Source organism: Vibrio sp. V38_P2S17PM301, from assembly GCF_009904845.1.
Taxonomy (GTDB): domain Bacteria; phylum Pseudomonadota; class Gammaproteobacteria; order Enterobacterales; family Vibrionaceae; genus Vibrio; species Vibrio proteolyticus.
The window spans coordinates 109,968-128,193 of the sequence record NZ_WXWO01000001.1 but is presented as its reverse complement, the minus strand read 5'-3'; the positions used below and the strand labels follow the sequence as shown (position 1 = coordinate 128,193).

General features: G+C 52.0%; 17 protein-coding genes. 3 read left to right on the top strand and 14 right to left on the bottom strand.

Annotation, left to right across the window (positions count from 1 at the left end; genetic code table 11):
• Window positions 1-165 precede the first annotated feature (165 nt).
• From CAG64_RS00560 to CAG64_RS00525, 8 genes are all read right to left on the bottom strand, one after another.
• Entirely contained in the window at window positions 166-1,950 is a 1,785-nt protein-coding gene (locus tag CAG64_RS00560; RefSeq protein WP_161455163.1) for an aminopeptidase P family protein, read from the bottom strand.
• 2 nt (window positions 1,951-1,952) lie between these two features.
• On the bottom strand, window positions 1,953-2,945 hold the full coding sequence (locus CAG64_RS00555; RefSeq protein WP_161455162.1) for an ABC transporter ATP-binding protein: 993 nt from the start codon (window positions 2,943-2,945) through the stop codon (window positions 1,953-1,955).
• 10 nt (window positions 2,946-2,955) lie between these two features.
• The gene (locus CAG64_RS00550; RefSeq protein ID WP_161455161.1) at window positions 2,956-3,945 is read right to left on the bottom strand and encodes an ABC transporter ATP-binding protein; all 990 of its coding nucleotides are present in this window, start codon (window positions 3,943-3,945) and stop codon (window positions 2,956-2,958) included.
• Between the two features lie 9 nt (window positions 3,946-3,954).
• The gene (locus CAG64_RS00545) at window positions 3,955-4,887 is read right to left on the bottom strand and encodes an ABC transporter permease subunit (RefSeq protein ID WP_161455160.1); all 933 of its coding nucleotides are present in this window, start codon (window positions 4,885-4,887) and stop codon (window positions 3,955-3,957) included.
• An 8-nt stretch (window positions 4,888-4,895) separates the two neighbouring features.
• Window positions 4,896-5,816 carry an oligopeptide ABC transporter permease OppB gene (gene oppB, locus CAG64_RS00540; protein ID WP_021703974.1) on the bottom strand — a complete coding sequence of 307 codons (921 nt, stop codon included), beginning with the start codon at window positions 5,814-5,816 and terminating at the stop codon, window positions 4,896-4,898.
• A gap of 83 nt (window positions 5,817-5,899) precedes the next feature.
• Entirely contained in the window at window positions 5,900-7,510 is a 1,611-nt protein-coding gene (locus CAG64_RS00535) for a peptide ABC transporter substrate-binding protein (RefSeq protein WP_161455159.1), read from the bottom strand.
• A gap of 221 nt (window positions 7,511-7,731) precedes the next feature.
• Entirely contained in the window at window positions 7,732-8,493 is a 762-nt protein-coding gene (locus CAG64_RS00530; RefSeq protein WP_161454020.1) for a transcriptional regulator, read from the bottom strand.
• Window positions 8,494-8,529: 36 nt separating this feature from the next.
• On the bottom strand, window positions 8,530-9,192 hold the full coding sequence (locus tag CAG64_RS00525) for a GntR family transcriptional regulator (RefSeq protein ID WP_161454021.1): 663 nt from the start codon (window positions 9,190-9,192) through the stop codon (window positions 8,530-8,532).
• A 177-nt stretch (window positions 9,193-9,369) separates the two neighbouring features.
• Between CAG64_RS00525 and CAG64_RS23950 the strand changes: the two genes are divergently transcribed.
• Window positions 9,370-9,498, top strand: coding sequence for a hypothetical protein (locus CAG64_RS23950; protein ID WP_272924741.1), 129 nt, complete (start codon window positions 9,370-9,372; stop codon window positions 9,496-9,498).
• Window positions 9,499-9,568: 70 nt separating this feature from the next.
• Here the strand turns inward: CAG64_RS23950 and CAG64_RS00520 are convergent, their stop codons facing one another.
• The 6 genes from CAG64_RS00520 to CAG64_RS00495 all read right to left on the bottom strand — a co-directional run bounded on the left by CAG64_RS00520 (window position 9,569) and on the right by CAG64_RS00495 (window position 15,632).
• Window positions 9,569-10,591 (bottom strand): alpha/beta hydrolase family protein, encoded by a 1,023-nt coding sequence (locus tag CAG64_RS00520; RefSeq protein ID WP_161454022.1) that lies wholly within the window; start codon window positions 10,589-10,591, stop codon window positions 9,569-9,571.
• Between the two features lie 102 nt (window positions 10,592-10,693).
• Complete coding sequence (locus tag CAG64_RS00515) at window positions 10,694-11,389, bottom strand: ion transporter (protein ID WP_161488248.1); 696 nt, start codon at window positions 11,387-11,389, stop codon at window positions 10,694-10,696.
• Between the two features lie 177 nt (window positions 11,390-11,566).
• Window positions 11,567-12,115: a hypothetical protein gene (locus CAG64_RS00510; protein ID WP_161455158.1), complete on the bottom strand. Its 549-nt coding sequence runs from the start codon at window positions 12,113-12,115 to the stop codon at window positions 11,567-11,569.
• Window positions 12,116-12,225: 110 nt separating this feature from the next.
• Entirely contained in the window at window positions 12,226-12,597 is a 372-nt protein-coding gene (locus tag CAG64_RS00505) for a VOC family protein (RefSeq protein WP_161455157.1), read from the bottom strand.
• Between the two features lie 500 nt (window positions 12,598-13,097).
• Window positions 13,098-14,618 (bottom strand): aldehyde dehydrogenase (NADP(+)), encoded by a 1,521-nt coding sequence (locus CAG64_RS00500; protein ID WP_161455156.1) that lies wholly within the window; start codon window positions 14,616-14,618, stop codon window positions 13,098-13,100.
• Between the two features lie 12 nt (window positions 14,619-14,630).
• Window positions 14,631-15,632: a 4-hydroxyproline epimerase gene (locus CAG64_RS00495; protein ID WP_161455155.1), complete on the bottom strand. Its 1,002-nt coding sequence runs from the start codon at window positions 15,630-15,632 to the stop codon at window positions 14,631-14,633.
• 111 nt (window positions 15,633-15,743) lie between these two features.
• Between CAG64_RS00495 and CAG64_RS00490 the strand changes: the two genes are divergently transcribed.
• Together CAG64_RS00490 and CAG64_RS00485 are read left to right on the top strand one after the other, a co-directional pair.
• Window positions 15,744-17,000, top strand: a complete 1,257-nt coding sequence (locus CAG64_RS00490; RefSeq protein ID WP_161455154.1) for an NAD(P)/FAD-dependent oxidoreductase — start codon at window positions 15,744-15,746, stop codon at window positions 16,998-17,000.
• 125 nt (window positions 17,001-17,125) lie between these two features.
• Window positions 17,126-18,202, top strand: a complete 1,077-nt coding sequence (locus CAG64_RS00485) for an ABC transporter substrate-binding protein (protein WP_161455153.1) — start codon at window positions 17,126-17,128, stop codon at window positions 18,200-18,202.
• Window positions 18,203-18,226 lie beyond the last annotated feature (24 nt).

Here is an 18,226-nt window from a genome sequence, read left to right as displayed (position 1 = left end):
GCTATATGAATGTCGCTTGAATGATCAAAGACATATTTGTGTTGAATTGATGACATCGATTATTGGTGCGTCATTGCCCCAACAAACGACCAGCGAGCCATTGCCAACAAAAAAAGCCAGCAGAGCGCTGGCAAAAGGAGGATGAAACAGGGAATGTACAGTATGTTAAACGATGGCCTGGGTCGCGCTGAGCAGCCACTGTTTTTCGTCGGTATCCAGATGGGGTGCTAAGGTCTCGTAAACTCGACGGTGATAGTGATTCAGCCAGCTCAATTCGTGTGCATCAAGTAGGCTGGTATCCAGCGGTGCGGTGGCGATTGGCGCGAGTGTGATGGTGTCAAAGCCATAAAAGGTACCGAACGCATTGCGTTCCACCTCGATGACTTTCATGATGTTTTCGATGCGCACGCCGTATTCGCCTTCACGGTAAACACCGGGCTCGTTAGTGATCACCATACCAGGTTTGAGCGCCACTTCTTTCAGGTTCTGTGAGAAGTTTTGCGGTCCCTCATGGACGTTGAGACACACACCGACTCCGTGGCCGGTACCACATTTATAATCGATACCGTGTTGCCACAGGACGCCGCGTGCCAGTACATCCAGATTGGCGCCGGTCGATCCCTGAAGAAAGCGGGCCTGGGTCAGACGGATCACGGCTTTTAACACCAGGGTATAATCGCGGCGTTGTTGCTCAGTCGGCTGGCCAAAGTGAAATGTGCGTGTGATGTCGGTGGTACCGTTGAGGTATTGACCGCCGGAGTCGACCAGAAAAAATTGGCTTTCATCAACGATCACGTTGCTTTGCGCATCGGCGGCGTAGTGCATTTTGGCCCCATGGGCGGCGAATCCCGCGATGGTGCGAAAGCTTTCGCCGATGTAATTCGGATTCTGCTGACGCCAGGCGCGCAGCTGTGCTTCCGCAGACAACTCGGTTACTTGGCCACCGGGCACTTGTTGTTCCAGCCAGTGCATGAACCGCACCACGGCGACACCGTCCATCACCAGGGCTTTTTCCATATTGGCCATCTCAACCGGGTTCTTCTGAGCTTTCATGTCGGTGATGGGGCAAGGCTCGCCATGTACATCAATTTCTTTGGGGATTCGGCTGATCAACAAGCTGTCCGTGCTGGCAGGGTTGAGAGTCAGGCGGGAGCCTTGGCCGAGTGTGGCAAGCGTTTCACTGACTGCGCTGTATGGCTGCGCAGTCACGGACTGCTGCAACAGCGTAGCGGCGACATCGGCAGGCAGCTTGTCTGGTTCGATAAACAATTGGCATGTTTCTGTGGTGATCAGAAGGTAGGATTCTGACTGCGGGCAATACATAGTGTCGCCACCACGGATATTTAAGGTCCACATCACGTCATCCAGCGTCGAAACCAGCAACGCATCGCTCTTTCGCTGCGTCATCCAACTGCGGATTGCGGTCAGTTTGTCCGTGGTCTCAACCCCGGCGTATTCCAGATCATAGTTAAACACCCGGGTGTCTGGACGCGATGGCCTATCTGTCCAAATCGGGTCAATGAGATCATGCTCGAGCACCAATTCTATGCCTTTGTCAGCAAACGCCAGGGTTAACTGCTGATAGACATTCACATTGATTGTCCGCCCGTCCACGCCGACTCTTGCGCCGGGTGGTAGTGTATCGGTCAGCCATTCGGCAATGGTTGGGGTTTCCGCTTGTCTGGCTTTAAACAGGTTTAAGCCTGATCCAGTCAGTTGTTCTTCTGCCTGAATATAGTAGCGGCCATCGGTCCAGACACCACCGCCGTCTGCGGTGATCACGGCATCGCCAGCCGAGCCGGTAAAGCCGGAGATCCAGCTGCGAGCCAGCCAGTGATCGGCCGAGTATTCGCTGTTATGTGGATCGTTGTTGGTGACAATGTAGGCGGCCAGCGAGTGCTGACTCATGGCCTGGCGCAAAGCCGCCAGACGCTGACAGATCGAATTCATACTTACACAGTTCCTAATCGATTATGGGTACAGAAAAGATGGTGTTCATCGTTGCCACTCGGAGTTGGCGGCTGTTGGGCGCAGAGTTCGCTGGCCTGAGGACAGCGGGTGCGAAATACGCAGCCACTCGGTGGATTGAGGGGAGAGGGTAAATCGCCGGGCAGAAGCTGCACGTCACGCTGGCGTGCCAGTGTGGGATTGGCTATTGGCACGGCAGACAGCAACGCTTGAGTGTAGGGATGCTGAGCCTGGTCAAATACCTTGTCGTACCGGCCCATTTCCATGGGTTTACCGAGATACATCACCATCACCCGATCACTGATGTGGCGCACGACGCTGAGGTCGTGTGCAATCATCACTAAGGTCAGCCCCATTTCCTGCTTGAGGTCATCAAGCAGATTGATCACCTGGGCCTGAATGGAGACATCCAGTGCGCTGACTGGTTCGTCGCATACCACCAGATCCGGATTGAGGATCAAAGCACGGGCAATGCCCACCCGCTGGCACTGACCGCCGGAAAACTCATGCGGATAGCGGTTACGCTGGCTGGGCAAAAGGCCCACTTTGTCCATCATCGCCATGACACGTTGCTCAACCTGAGGGCGTTTGAGCTGTGGCTCATGGGTCAGCAGAGGCTCAGCAATGCATTCGGCGATGGTCAGACGCGGGTTGAGTGAGGCTGAGGGATCCTGAAATATCATCTGAAACTCACGGCGACGATGTGCCAGTGTGCGTTTATTAAAAGCGCGCATGTCGTCACCTTTCCAGTTGAGCGTACCGCTGGTGGGTTCAACCAGACGCAGCAGTGCACGTGCCAGTGTTGATTTACCACAGCCGGACTCGCCAACGATCCCCAGCGTTTCCCCGCGGTAGACATCAAGATCGATACCGTTGACGGCCTGAACAATTTTACGCCGGCTGGGAAGAAAGTGCTTACCCACCTGAAAGTGCACTTTCACTTCGCGAGCGGAGAGTAAAATATCGTGTTGTTCCATGACGTGTTCCTTATGCCGAGCGAACCAAAGGGGTGACGTTGTGTTGTCCCATCACGTGACAGGCAATGGCCTGACTCGGACTCAGTGGCAGAAATGCCGGTGTAACTGCACTGCAATCCGGTCGGTAGTGGCTGCAACGTTCTTTGAACGGGCAACCTTTGCTGTTGATCAGCGCACTGGGCGGATTACCCGGTATCGTCGGCAATCGCTGCATGTCTTCACTGATTGAGGGAATCGCTTTCAGCAACCCTTGGGTATACGGATGAGCGGGTTGGCGGAACAGGGTGTCGGTGTCCGCCTCTTCCATTTTCCGGCCGCCATACATCACCAGTACCCGATCGCACATTTCCGCGACCACGCCCATATCATGGGTGATCAGCAAAATGGCGGTGTTGAATTCGTGTTGCAGATCGCGCAGCAGAGCCAGAATTTGAGCTTGTACCGTAACGTCCAGCGCTGTCGTGGGTTCGTCTGCAATCAGCAATTCCGGGCGACACAGCAATGCCATGGCGATCATAACCCGTTGACGCATCCCGCCGGAAAGCTCGTGAGGATATTGAGTCAATCGCGTTTCAGGGGACGGAATGCGCACGGCATCCAGCATGCGGATGGACTCGCGGCGAGCTTCGGCTTTGCTCATCCCTTTGTGTACCATCAGCACTTCACACAACTGCTTGCCGATTTTCATAAACGGATTGAGCGAGGTCATCGGATCCTGAAAGATCATGCCGATTTTCTCCGCCCTCACGCGATTGAGCTGGCGTTTGGACATGGTGAGCAGGTTTTCACCATGAAAGTTGGCCTCACCGTTGACCAGACCGTTCTCGGCGGTCAGGCCCATCAGGGCAAACACCGACTGACTTTTCCCCGAGCCCGATTCTCCGACGATCCCCAGCGTCTCACTCGCGGCAATCTGATACGAGAGGTCACTGACTGCCTGAACCTGACCGTCTGGGGTGACAAAGCGTACGTTCATATTCTGAATCGATAAAATGGTCATATCGGCTCCTTAGCGATCTTTCGGGTCGAGGGCATCACGCAGGCCATCGCCGATGAAGTTAAAGCAAAACAGAGTGGCCACCAGAAACAACGAAGGGAACAGCAGCAACCACAGGGCGACATCGATCGTTTTGGCGCCTTCGGCGATCAGGATGCCCCAACTGGTGTCTGGTGGTTGGACGCCGAGTCCGAGAAAGCTGAGAAAAGATTCGAACATAATGAATCCCGGCACCATGAGTGAGGAATACACCATGACGATGCCAAGGACATTGGGCAGAATGTGTCGGCGGACGATGGTGAATTTAGACACGCCAATTGAATGTGCGGCTTCGATGAATTCGCGCTTCTTGATACTGAAGGTGACCCCACGTACCACCCGGGCAATACCAAGCCAGGAGACCATGCCGATGACCACGAAAATTAGATAAATATTGTTGCCGAACAGGGTTACAAACAGGATCACCATGAACATGAATGGCACCGAATCCAGCACTTCAATGATGCGCATCATGGCACTGTCGACCATACCGCCTACGTAGCCGGAAATACTGCCCCAGATGGTGCCGATCACCACCGCGACCAGCGCCCCCATAAAGCCGACCATGATGGACAAACGACCGCCTTTCATGGTGCGCGCAAACAAATCCTGACCAAGATCATCGGTACCGAAGTAGTGTCCGCTCTCAAGAGATGGCTTGCCCAGCTCATAAGGTTCAGCAACTACGTTCCAGTCGATCTCATCATGGTTGTAGGGAGAGAGGCTGGGGCCAAAGGTGATGCACAAAATAATAAGCAGCAGTACGTAGACCGACGCCATGGCCGCGCGATTTTTACGAAAGCGGGCCCAGGCGTCCTGCCACAGGCTGCGGCCTTCGACGGCCTCCACTTGAGCTACCATGCGTTCAGACAGCAAGGTACTATCGAGTTTTTTTGTCGTCAGCATCCTGCCTCCTAAATGCGGATACGCGGGTCGATCACGGTGTAGAGTAAATCGACGATCAGGTTGAAGAAGATGGTGAGCGAGGCGACGATCAGCGTAATGCCCATTACCAGGCCGTAGTCGCGATTGAGCGCTCCGGATACGAAGTGCTGCCCCATGCCGCCAGTGCCAAAAAAGATGTCGATGATCACCGACCCGGTCACAACGGCGACAAAAGCCGGGCCGAGCATGGCAACCACTGGGATCAGAGAAGGGCGCAGTGCGTGGTGGAACAGAATGTAACGGGTAGACAGGCCCTTGGCTTTGGCGGTACGGATATAAGGCTGATTGAGGGTTTCTATCATGGCTCCGCGCATCACTCGGGCGATACTGGCAATAGAACCTATCGCCAGGCTTAACACCGGCAGGATCAAAAACGCCAACTTGCCGCCTTCCCAGCCACCGGCCGGCAGCAGGTTGAGCTGGACAGAAAAAATGGTCACCAGAACTGGCGCCAGCACAAACGCAGGGATCACCACTCCGGTCATCGATAGCGACATCAGCAAATAGTCCAAGCGACTGTTGCGTTTGAGTGCCGCGACCGTGCCAAGCAACATGCCGCAAGGCACTGAAATGCAAAACGACAGCACACCCAGTATGGCCGAGACTGGCCAGGACTGTGCGACCAACTGAGTAACGCTAAAATCCTGATAAACAAAGCTGGGGCCGAGATCGCCACGAACGAAGTTGCCAATGTAGATAAAGAACTGAACCAGAAATGGTTCATCCAGGTGGAATTTGGCTTCGATATTAGCGCGCACCACTTCTGGCATCGGACGCTCCATATCAAACGGACCGCCGGGTGCGATGTGCATCAGCCAAAAGGAAACCAGCGCGATGAACAGCAGCGTCGGAACCGCGATGAGCAGACGACGCAGAATGTAGAGCAACATAATGATTCTCCGAGTAACCGCGAAAAAGGGAGCCGGGTGCGTTCATGCCGAACCGCAGACACCCGGCCCCAAATACGGCCCGGTTAATGGGCTTTCACGTACACGTTTTTGCGGTAGTAAGAGGATTCTGGGTTGGTGCGCTCGTAGCCCCCAATGTAGGGTTGGCGCAGATACTGATCGTTACCCGGACGGTAGACCGGAATGATCGCCATATCGTCCAGCAGTAAGGCTTCGGCTTGCAGGTACTCTTGGGACGGATCATCGAGCACTTTCGAGTCGGCCATGAGCTGGTCATATTTCGGGTTGTTATAGCGCGAGTCGTTGTACTCACCCGTGGAGACAAACAGATCTAACCAGGTCGATGCTTCGTTGTAGTCTGCGGTCCAGCCACCGCGGCTGATGTTGCCTGGATCTTTCAGGGCGTAAAATACTTTCGGCTCCAGCTGTTTGATCTCCACCTGAGCGCCGAGCACGCTTTTCCACATGCCTACCATAGCCGTTGCCACTTTCACATCGGTGGAAAAGGTCGGTAAGGTGAACGTCAGCTTCAGCTGTTTGTCTTTGCCGTAGCCTGCTTCGGCCAGCAGCGCTTTGGCTTTGTCGTTACGCTGTTTCTGATTCCAGTTGGCAAACTCAGGTGTCTGGGAAGTAAATCCATCGGTTTGCGGAGGCACCAGGGTATACATAGGAATGCCACCGTTTTTCAAAATGGCTTTGGTGAGAATGTTGCGATCAATGGCGTAAGACAGCGCTTTGCGAACCCTTACATCCTGAGTCGGACCTTTTTGAGTGTTGAGATAATAGAATCTGGAGCCAAGTGACGCGCTGGTGTTGGCGACTTGTTGCGGGTATTCCTTCAGCAGCTTTTTCTTTTGCGCCGCTGGAATGGATAAGGCTTCGTCGATGTCTCCGGCCAGGTAACGATTGAGTGAAACATTGGCGTCACCGATAGGCAACCAGGTGATCTTTTCCAACACGACGTTCTCGTAATCCCAGTAGTGCGGGTTTTTCACCATCACCAATTTTTCGTTCACTTTCCATTCGGAAAGCGTAAAAGCGCCGTTGGTCACTATGTATTGTGGCTGGGTCCACTCGCTCGCGTACTTTTCCACGGTTGCCTGATGTACGGGCGCCAACACCGGATGGCTGAGCAATTTGATGAAAAACGGCACCGATTGCTCGAGCGTGACTTCAAAAGTGTGCGCATCGATCGCCCTTACGCCCATAGTCTGCGGGCTGGCTTCGCCTTTCATGATTTTGTCCGAGTTTTTGATTTTGGGAATGGCGGCAAACCAGGCGTAAGGCGAGGCGGTTTTCGGATCCAGCAGGCGTTGCCAACTGTAGACAAAATCCTGCGCGGTTACCGGATCGCCATTGGACCAGTGGGCGTTACGCAGGGAGAACGTGTACACGGTGTTGTCGTCATTTACGGTCCAACTGCTGGCTATTCCGGGAATGGTTTTCCCGGTTTTGTCCTGAATGGTGAGTCCTTCAAACAGGTCTCGACCGAGGTTAAACGCTGGCTCCGCGGCCTGTTTTGCTGGGTCAATCGACGTGACTTCCGCGCCGTTATTGAGGGTGATTTCCTGTGTTGTTGCGAGTTGCGTTCCTGCAGGGTAAGGCTTGGCGATAGCCCCGGCTGAAAAAGCACCGGCAATCGCGGCACTCAGCATCAGTAGTTTGCTTATCTTCATGACTTCCTCGTTGTGTTTTTGTCGTTATGCAACAAGGAAAAGGTATATTGTATAAAATTTATTCTCAATTTGTATTTAACATATTAGTAACAAAGGTTCGGATCCAGAGCTTTCCGGGCTCAGAAAATGAGACCAGAGAAATTTCAGCCACACGGGTTCGCGCTTTGCCTTGTTCAGGCTTGATCCGAGTGGAAGAGGAATAGATGAATAAATTCAGATGGTTACTTAGGAAAAGACTCAGAGACGTGTTTAAGCAGAGCACCATCGATATTGGGCAGGCCATCAGAGAACAGGATCTGTTTTCCGGGCGTACAGCGCATCATAATGTTGGTTTCTTCGCCTTCGTCATTGGAACAGTTGATCGCATTCAGCTCAATCAGTTTTACGTAGAGATCGTCTTCAAGCTGAGCCCGTTGGGTTGGGGTCAGGCGAATTCGTCCAACGCACACGCCGGGGTTAACTGGGTGAGAAAGGGATTCTTTCTGGAAACGGTGGCGAAATAGGGTGTCGATGTCGGATCCTTCCTTGAGCAGAAAGCGTCGTCCGGAACGATAGAACAGCCCATCGCCAAAGTCCTCAATGTAGCCGAGAATTTCGGCAATACGCAGGTAAAAGCGCAAACTGGTATCGGACAGATTGTATTCTTCGGCGATTGCTTCCGGTGCCAGATTGCGCGAGGTGACCATATAGATGAAGTCCATCAGATACGGGTGTTCAAGAAACAGCTTGCCTTGATCCTCGGTCACAAACTGTTCGTTCTCATGCTGGATCTGATTGGCCAGTTTGGTTAACTCAATCAGGTTGGTATTGAGGTAATTGACGTACATCAGAATCTTATCAAGCCCCAGGGATGGGTTATGCAGATGACGCTTAATACTTGAAAGAGGAATGCCGGTTTTTTCCGATAAGGAGCTGTAACACAGCCCCTCGTCTTTGATTTTTTTTCTGATCGCTGCAAGCAAAAATTTCGGTCCGATGTGCATCCGTTCTCTCCGAGCCGTGGTTTAACTGAGGTGGTGTTATTGCCTTTCCAGTAGTAAGTCGCGGATGGCGCTGCCAGCTTCGAGTATGTGTTTTTTCAGCAGATACTTAGCGCCCTCGATGTCGCGGTTCTGGCACATCTCAAACAGCGCCAGATGTTCGTTTTCGGCTTTCTCAATGCCTGTGGTGAACAGCAGTTGCAGACGAATATAACGGTCACATTTGGTGTTGAGGTTATATATCACGTCCATGGTTTCGGGCATGTTGGCTGGCGCGTAGAGGGCTTTGTGGAACTCATAGTTATAGTTGCTCCATTCTTCCACTTCGTCGCCGCTGTTAACAATACTTTCAAAGCGCTCACGTACCTGGCGGGCACGCTCCAAATCCGCGTCGGTCATGTTTTGAATGGCGCGCTCAAGGATGTGGCATTCAACCACGGCGCGCAGCTCAAACAGCTCGTCAATTTTATCGGGCGACAGCTCGGTAACGGTGGCCCCTTTGTGCGGCTCAAAGCTGACCAGCCCCTGAGCTTCGAGTTGTACCAAGGCTTCACGAACAGGGATCCGGCTGACGTTAAACTCTTTGGCCAGTGCGTCCTGACGCAGCGGCTGGCCGGTTTTCAGCTCACCCTTGAGGATCTGAGCGCGAATTGCTTCCTCGACCAATTGGGTCCGCGTTTTAAAAACGGGTTTCTGTGACATCCTCGTCTCCAGCATTCTGAAATATTTTATCCAATATACACTAGTGTAGTGATTTTGAATCCTGAGCCGACTATATGTCCCGGTTTTTGAGAGCTGAGCGCAACAAAAAGGCACCGGTTGGTGGCTTTTTAACCGTGCCAAGAGTAACCTCCTCAGTGAGCTTTACACGTTATTTCCATGTCGATACTACAAAAAGGTGCGCATATGGGCTTTATTCTGCACACCATGGATCCGGCGATGAAGGAAGATTGGCAGGGGGCAGGCGGAACAATTCACCCGGTGTCGGTAACGTCAAATCCTTTTTGATTGATATTCCGAACGGATAAGAAAAAGGCCCTGCTGTCCGGTTGGGAGCGACAGGGCACGAGTTAAACAGTTAACCTAAGCGACCGAAAGCCTCTGCAACCATATCGATCAACCGTGTATGAATCTCGCTTCGTGAACCTTGGTCGCCATCTTTACAAATAGGTTCATCGATGCCTTCTTCCTTAGCGATTTCCGAAGCATTCGGCTTACACAATCCAAACATCGAAAAATGGCTGGCATTCTCTATTATTTTGTAGGTACTGTCGGGGATAACGGCCGCGACCTTTGACGCCTGTGCCGTTTTAGGAATGTCTTCCTTTTTGCCAAGATTTACCAGCATGACCGGAATGGTAATTTCTGAAAATGTATTTACTGCAAAAATGTCAGAGGGCACAGGATCAATCGCCATGGCGAATTTAATTCGATTATCTTGGTTATCTCGGCTGGCCGACTCCGGATTTATCTTACGCAAGTCAACACCACTCAAGCGCACCCAGTCACACAGTGATGCATTGAGATCCATCGTGTCACAATAGCTCATCAACAACTCGGGGGCGATTCGAGCACCTGCAATCGATAACGCAGTACCACCGCCCATCGACATACCTAAAACGCCTATTTTGTCGAAGTTAATATGCGCTCTGAACGCTGTATTTTTCTCAATAGCGTTAAGCGTCTCCGAAAGGTCAGATGCTCTCAGCCATAACTTCATGGTTTCTAATGCCGAGCGGTCAGGGCCTGTATTGCCAGTGTGAGTCGGAGCCACTACGATAAACCCTTTTTCAGCAAGCGGTGTTGCAAGCCAACTCATGGCCTCAGCCCGCCCTCCTAAGCCAGCGCCATGGGAAAGAAGAATAAGAGGGAACCGGCTGTTTGCGATAGGCGCATCCCGCATCGCTGGCGTGCCTTCAAAAAAGATGTTTTCACCGAGGATTACCTTCTTACCTCCCGGTAATGCAGGATACCAAACCGTGACTTGAAGATTCGCTGCTCGTTCTTGAGAAGCAATCTGAAGTTGTTGCACACCGATGTCATACGCAAAAGCATTTGTTTGTAGCAGAATGAGCATCAATACAGTATTCAAAAATTTCATTACTAGAGGATTCCTTTTATGTTCTCACTTCTTGCGTAACGCCCGGTTAAAAGGGGGAGCAACGCTAATCAACAAACCTAAAACGCTTTGTTAAGTTAACTTTTAGTCGTCCATCTCTCTGGCTTTTGACAACGCAGATGCCACTAATCCAGCGGGAATTGAAACGATACCAAGCCCTACAATTAGGACAAAGAATGTGAAGACCTTCCCTCCAGGTGTAATCGGGTAAATGTCCCCATAGCCAACGGTCGTTAGCGTCGCAACTGCCCACCATAAGCTGTGAAAAATAGAGCTAAAGACCTCTGGTTGAACCGGATTTTCAAAATAATAAATACCCACACTGGCCAGATAGAGAACGATTAATGAAACAGCTAGAAAAAGAGCCAGCTCTTCTTTCGCAATTTTAAAAGCTTGATGAAATCGACGAACTGCTGCGTTATATCGAGCCAATTTCAATATCCTTACTAACCTAAGCAGTCTGAACGCTCTTAAGGACCGTAAATCAACCCCGGTCGATAGATAAAAAGGTAAAATTGCCAATAAATCTACTAAACCAAAAAATGAGAATATGAACTTCACTTTATTGTCGGCACAATAAACTCGTACAAGATACTCTATAGTAAAAACAATAACCGTAGTTACTTCAATGAATCTCAAATACCGACGAGCAGAAAAGCTCAGATTTGGTAAGGTTTCCAATGTAAAGCTAATGAGGGAAAGCACTATTAACGCCTGAATCGAGAAAGCAAAGACTTTACCAACCCGGGTTGATGGATCATCAATTACTTGCTTAATCATTTCGTTCAAACCTGCTTCCTTACTACATGGACTTAACGCCGCGTGAAGTAGTGAGCAGCGCGATCATCTAACCTAATCCATTGTGCTGTCAACACTAAAGCCGATTCGAACCCAAAATACCAAGCGTTGCGAATCGGCCTTAAATGCTTTGTTATGCAGCGATTCAAAGTAAACGCTTTATTCCCAAGAAATTACGCTGTCATAGAGCTGACAATTAACCACTGAACTGCCTGAATCTACTATGAATAGTTGTTGAACTTCAGATACCGGGTAGGTTAAATACGCCGAACATTCAGCACTTTGACCATTACCTACGACAACTTTAGTCCCTGCTTTCAATGTGCATTTCGAAAGCTTATCCAACGGTGACCATTGATAGCAAATCTCATAGTTTTTCCTATACTCCGCTGTCTTCCCTGAGGGAAGTTCAAGTGCCCACCATTGACCGAATTGACTGTTAGGGTTTGTACTATTCCATGCTCGATAGATAGTCACATCTTGCGTATTTTGATATACAGCACCTTGGCACAATTTGCCTTGTAACGGCTCTCCGAGTGATTGAGCAAGCAGCGATGGGTCTGGGATTGGTTTAAATTTGTTACTTAGTTCACCACTGATACCCGTAGTACCTATACACGACTCTCCCACTGACGTTTCTGTAACTGCTGATTTGTTCGTACAGCCTTGAATCACAGCTATCAGCGCGAAACCTAAAATCCTTTTCATATTCAACTCCTGAAAATCAATACTTATCGTTTAGCTGCATAACACCGTAATCACTAAATCCAACGCATACTGAAAATGCCACGCGTGCCACATCCCTCATAAACGCCTTGTTAGCCCTCTCCCTCGTGACACACCATTTCGATGTTGTGTCCGTCTGGGCCAATAACGAACGCCGCATAATATGTACCACTATAGTTTGGGCGCAAACCTGGTGCCCCATTGTCCTGGGCTCCGAATTCCAGTGCGACACGATGAAAGCTATCAACCTGCTCCCGATTTTCAGCAACAAATGCCAAATGTAGATGAGATGGGGCTTCGACCGGTTGGAGACGGATACACAGTGATGTTTTACCATCAGCGCTAAGTTCAATACCGAGTTCTCCTTCAGACACGACCTCTATGCCAATCGGCTCTAAAACCTTAAGAAAGAACGCCTTGCTCTTTTCATAATCGCGAACGCCAAATACGACGTGATCAAACATATTTTCTCCTTAATTAATATCTATTGGTGTCGGGCTAACACTCACTAGTCGGCTAAACTCCGTCTTTAATCATCCTATAATGTAGTGTTCTTTAACGAGGATTAATTGATGATCAAGAGGCTACTGAAAACAATAGGATATTAGATTGAAAAATACCGAATAATTTTCATTGTTATAATTTCTTGGCTCCTTAGGTTCAGCTTTTGTATTACAAATTAAACCGTAATTGGGTCAGTTTCTTCACACAATCACAAGAAAGCACATGGAGCGTTTTATTCTCGCGCTGACTTGTTTTTATTGTTGTGCGCCGGCCACCACATTCAGGGCGGGTGGGTTTAAACATTTTCATAAGTCGCCCTTGTTGGGCATTTCTTCAACATTATAAGTTTTAAAGCGAAATCGTTTGAAATGCTTAAAAGGCAAACAATGAAAAGCCCGCAATGTATGCGGGCTTAGTGATGTGTGGTGAATTGCACCCAACTAGTGCCTGTTTGTTCGGCTTAATCGAAGTGGCCGTCAACCTGACGAACGAGCGCCAGCGGATTGTCACTTTGCAGTGCCTCAGGCAGCAGAGCGTCCGGCAGCGATTGATAAGCGACCGGTCGCAACCAGCGATGGATGGCTTCGGCGCCCACGGATGTCGAGGCCGATTGCGTCGAGGCCGGGTAGGGGCCGCCGTGAACCATGGCGTAACCGACTTCGACACCAGTTGGCCAACCGTTGAAGACGATGCGTCCGGCCAGCTCTTCCAGCCTGGGCAGCAATTGTGCCGCCAACGGAAAATCGGCTTCAGCAGCGTGCAGTGTCGCGGTCAGCGATCCGGTCAGTGATTGAGCCAGCGTCAGCATTTCCTTGGTAGAATCACAGACGACAATCATCGACTGCGGACCGAAGATCTCCTCTTCCCATTGCGGGTTTTGCTGCCATTGTTGGGCGGAGGTGACAAACAGCATAGGCACAATATCAGTGGCGGCTGCCGGTGTGGTGCATACTCTCAGACCGGGATCGGCTGCGCGCTGGGTCGTGTATTGGCGGTAGCTGTCAGCAATCCCTTGGGTGAGCAGGGTGACACTGGATTGCCGACGGATCAGGGTTTGCGCGGTTTCAATAAAGGCCTGTGCCTGCGGGCTGTTGAGGACAAAAACCACGCCGGGCTTGGTGCAGAACTGACCACAGCCGAGAGTCATCGACTGGACGAACTGCTGCGCCAGCTCCGGGTTGGACTCAAGCGCTGCTGGCAGAAGAAACGTTGGATTAATCGCCCCCAGTTCACCATAGAAGGGAATCGGCTCCGGGCGTTGCTGAGCGAGGTTGAACAGCGCGCGGCCACCCGCGACAGAGCCGGTAAACCCGACCGCTTTAATGGCCGGATGGCTGACCAGAGACTGGCCCAGTTCACGCTCCACACCTTGTAGCAGAGTGAAAATCTCGTGGGGGAGGTTTTTTTCTTCCAGTGCCCGGTGGATACATTCCGCGACCATCGCGCTGGTCCCGGGATGTGCCGTGTGTCCTTTGACAATCACCGGGCATCCGGCTGCCAGCGCCGACGCGGTATCACCACCAGCGGTGGAAAAGGCCAGCGGGAAGTTGGAAGCACCGAATACCGCAACCGGACCGAGCGCAACCTGTTGTCGGCGGATATCGGGCTTGGGCTGTGGTTGGCGTTGGCTATCCGGCGTATCCATGATGACCTGATGCCAGTGGCCTGCGATCACGACCTCTGCAAATAAGCGGAGTTGGTGAGTTGTCCGCGCGAGCTCGCCGTTCAGGCGTGCATGCGGCAGGGCGGTTTCCAAATGAGCCCGCTCAACAATCGCGTCTTGCTGTAATTCAAGTTGGGCAGCGATACAGCGCAATAGCTCAGCACGGCTATGATCACTGGTCTGGCGGAAAAAACGGGCGACACCGGCCGCCGCCTTCGCCGCCTGATCAACATCGCTCTTACCGTGCACCGGAAAATCGCCGGGCAGGAGTGTGCCGTCAAATGCATTGACGGCCTGAAAATGGGTCTTAGTGGTCATGGTCAATCCTTGTTATTTCACTTCAAAGCCATAGGCGTATGGGTCATCGTCGTCGACCCAGATGGTGTTGTGTCCGTAGACCTGTGCCCAGCCTTCGATGCTTGGCAGAATGGCCGGTTGATCGCCGACTTGCGTGGTGCCTTCGATGCGGCCATGGAACAGGCTGCCGATAATGCTCTCGTGAATGAAATTGTTTCCCTCAGCCAGTCGCCCTTTGGCATGCCATTGCGCCATGCGAGCACTGGTGCCCGTACCGCACGGTGAACGGTCGAGGGCTTTGTCGCCGTAGAACACCGCGTTGCGCGCGGTGGCATTTTCCTGAGTTGGGGCGCCGGTCCACAGCACATGGGAGACGCCACACACGGTGGGATCGTCTGGGTGTACGCATTGCACCGTTTCAGAGACGGCCAGACGAACTTTCGGGCTGAGCATCAGGATTTCGTCCGGCGAGTAGTGTTCAAGACCGGGAAAGTTAGATTGCGGATCCACGATGGCGTAGTAGTTACCGCCGTAGGCCACATCGACACTGATCTCACCCAGTCCCTCGACATAGACTTTGACATCGCGGTGGGCCAGATAAGCCGGGACATTAAAGATTTTCACTGAGGTGACCTTGTCACCTTGTGTCTGATAGTGAACCTCAATCTGACCGGCCGGGACATCAAGGATCAGGCGTCCAGGTTGTCTGGGATGAATCAGTTTATGCTCAAGTGCGGCGGTGACCGTGCCGATGGTGCCGTGGCCGCACATCGGCAGGCAGCCACTGGTTTCAATGAACAAAATGGCGGCATCGGCATTGTCGCTGCAAGGAGGGAGCACCACAGAACCTGACATCATCGAATGGCCGCGGGGTTCAAACATCAGTGCCTGGCGAATCCAGTCGTAATGCTCAAGGAAGTACTGGCGCTTTTCGCTCATGGTGTTGCCTTGCAAAGGCGGAACGCCGCCCGCGACCAAACGTACCGGATTGCCACAGGTATGGGCATCGATACAGAAAAAGGTCCCCTGTCTCATTTTCAGCTCCTTGAATAAGAAATCGATTGAACTACACCTTATCAATGTTATCGTAATGTTAAATATATTTTATACAATTTATTTTATGAAGTGTGATGCGGAGCAAAACTCATGATGAATCAGGGTGAGACGAAAAAAGGCACCATAGGTGTAGTCGGGGCTGGCGTGATTGGTCTGGCCATTGGTCTGAAACTGCAACAACAAGGTTATCAGGTGACCTTGTTTGACCCTCATGGCGCGGGCAATGGTTGTTCAAAAGGCAATGCTGGACACATTGCCACTGAGCAGATCTTTCCTCTGGCGACTCCGGGCTTGCTGCCGCAACTGCCTAAGATGCTGTGGGCTTCTGATGGACCGGTGTCTGTCCGTTGGCAGGACTTGCCGAAAACCCTGGGCTGGATGCTGCGCTTTTTGTTCCAGGCGAGACCCACGGCGACGGCGCGCGCAACTCAGGCGTTGATCGGCCTGAATCAGAAAGCGGTGGCAAGCTGGCACACGTTGCTCGATTCCATCGGTAGGCGCGAGCTGCTCAAAATGGACGGTTCGCTGCTCACGTTTGAAAGTGAACGACTCTTTCATCGTTATCAAACCACGCTCAAAGCGTTGCGTGCGGCGGGTGTCGCGTGCGAAATCTGGTCGGCTGAGCACATTCGGGTACGGGCCCCAGCGCTCAGTCATCAGGTGCATGCGGGGGTGTTTTTCCCTCAAACCGGTCATAGCATTGAGCCTTACCACTTGTGTAAAACACTGGAACGGGCGTTGCTCCAATTGGGAGGGAGCGTGGAAGCGTGTGAAGTGATGAAGATTCGCCCCGGCGGCACGCTTTTGACAGAACGTGGCCAGGTTACCTGCGACAAGGTGATCATCGCCGCCGGCGCTTACTCAGCGCCTTTGGTGCGGGATTTAACAGGGGTTCGGGTGCCGCTGCAAGCCGAGCGCGGCTATCACCTGATGGTGTCTAGCCCCGCGCCGGCATTGCCGTTTCCGGTCAGCTCTGCCGATCGAAAATTTATTATGACCCCGATGACCGGCGGTTTGCGTTTGGCTGGTACGGTCGAGTATGCCGATATCAATGCGCCAGCCAATATGCGCCGTGCCGATATGCTGCTTTCGATGGCGGATACGCTGCTGGAGCAAGGCCTCAGCCCAGAGCAAAAAGGCGATACCTGGATGGGTAACCGGCCGTCGACCTGTGACTCTCTGCCGGTTATCGATCAGTGTTTTGACGGCCGGATTTTACTGGCGTTTGGCCATCAACATCTGGGGTTGACTCAGGCGGCGATTACCGCTGATTTGATTGCAGCGATGGTAAATGATGACACTCCTGCGTTGGATGTGGCGCCGTTCACACTCCAACGGTTTGTTTAGAAAATCTTAAAATTAAATATTGTATAAAATATATTTGGTGTTTATGTTAAGAAAAGGTTAACGAGTAAGCGCGTCTGACAGCGGTAACAAGATGCCTCTCTGAACAACACGAAAAGGAGCAAAACATGTCACGAATGACTCTGGCACCGGTTGCCATGTTGATTTCAGGTATGCTGTTGGGCGCTGGTAGCGTATCGGCGGAAGAGAAACTGACGGTGGTTTCCTGGGGCGGGGCGTTTACCAAAAGCCAGGTCGAGGCTTACCATAAGCCGTTTATCGAACACACTGGTGTGGAGATTGTCTCGGAAGATTTCAGTGGCGGTTTAGCCGAGATCAAAGCGCAGGTCGAAGCCAATAATGTTCGCTGGGATTTGGTGTCGCTCGACAAGCCGGATATTGTTCGCGGCTGTGCTGAAGGTCTGCTTGAGCCAGTTGATCCGTCCATCCTGCCTGCGGGAGCTGATGGCACCCCAGCCGAGCAAGATTTTATTCCCGGCGCGATCCATGAATGTGCCGTCAATACCATCGTGGTCTCGACCGTACTAGCGGTCAATGAAGACGCTTTCAAAGGCAAAACTATGCCATCCAAACTCACCGACCTGTTTGATATTGACGGCTTCCCGGGGCGCCGGGCATTGCAAAAGCAGCCGCAGGGAAATCTGGAATGGGCGTTACTGGCGGATGGTGTCGCCCCGGATAAGGTGTATCCGTTGCTGGAGACACCGGAGGGCCGGGCCCGCGCGTTTGCCAAACTCGATACCATCAAACCTTACGTGTTGTGGTGGACCACTGGCGCACAGCCACCACAAATGCTGGCGGATAAAGAGGTGGTGATGGCGTCGGCATTTAACGGCCGAATTCACAATGCACGTCAGGATGAAGGCCAGCCATTTCGCATTATCTGGGATCACCAGATGGGGTACATGAACGGTTGGGCGATTCCCAAAGGCAGCCGTCATGCCAAATTGGCACGCGACTTTATTGCGTTTTCGTCCGGGACGCAGCCGTTGGCAGAGCAAGCGAAGTACGTGGCATACGGACCCACTCGAAAATCGTCAGCGGCTTATGTCAGCCCGGCCATTTTAGCCAATCTGCCGACCGCACCAGACAATTTTGCCACCGCGTTTCTGATGAACGACGAATGGTGGTCGGATTATGCCGATGAACTGAATGAAGAATTCAACACCTGGTTGCTCAATTAACCCCAAAACCATCAATGGCGCTGC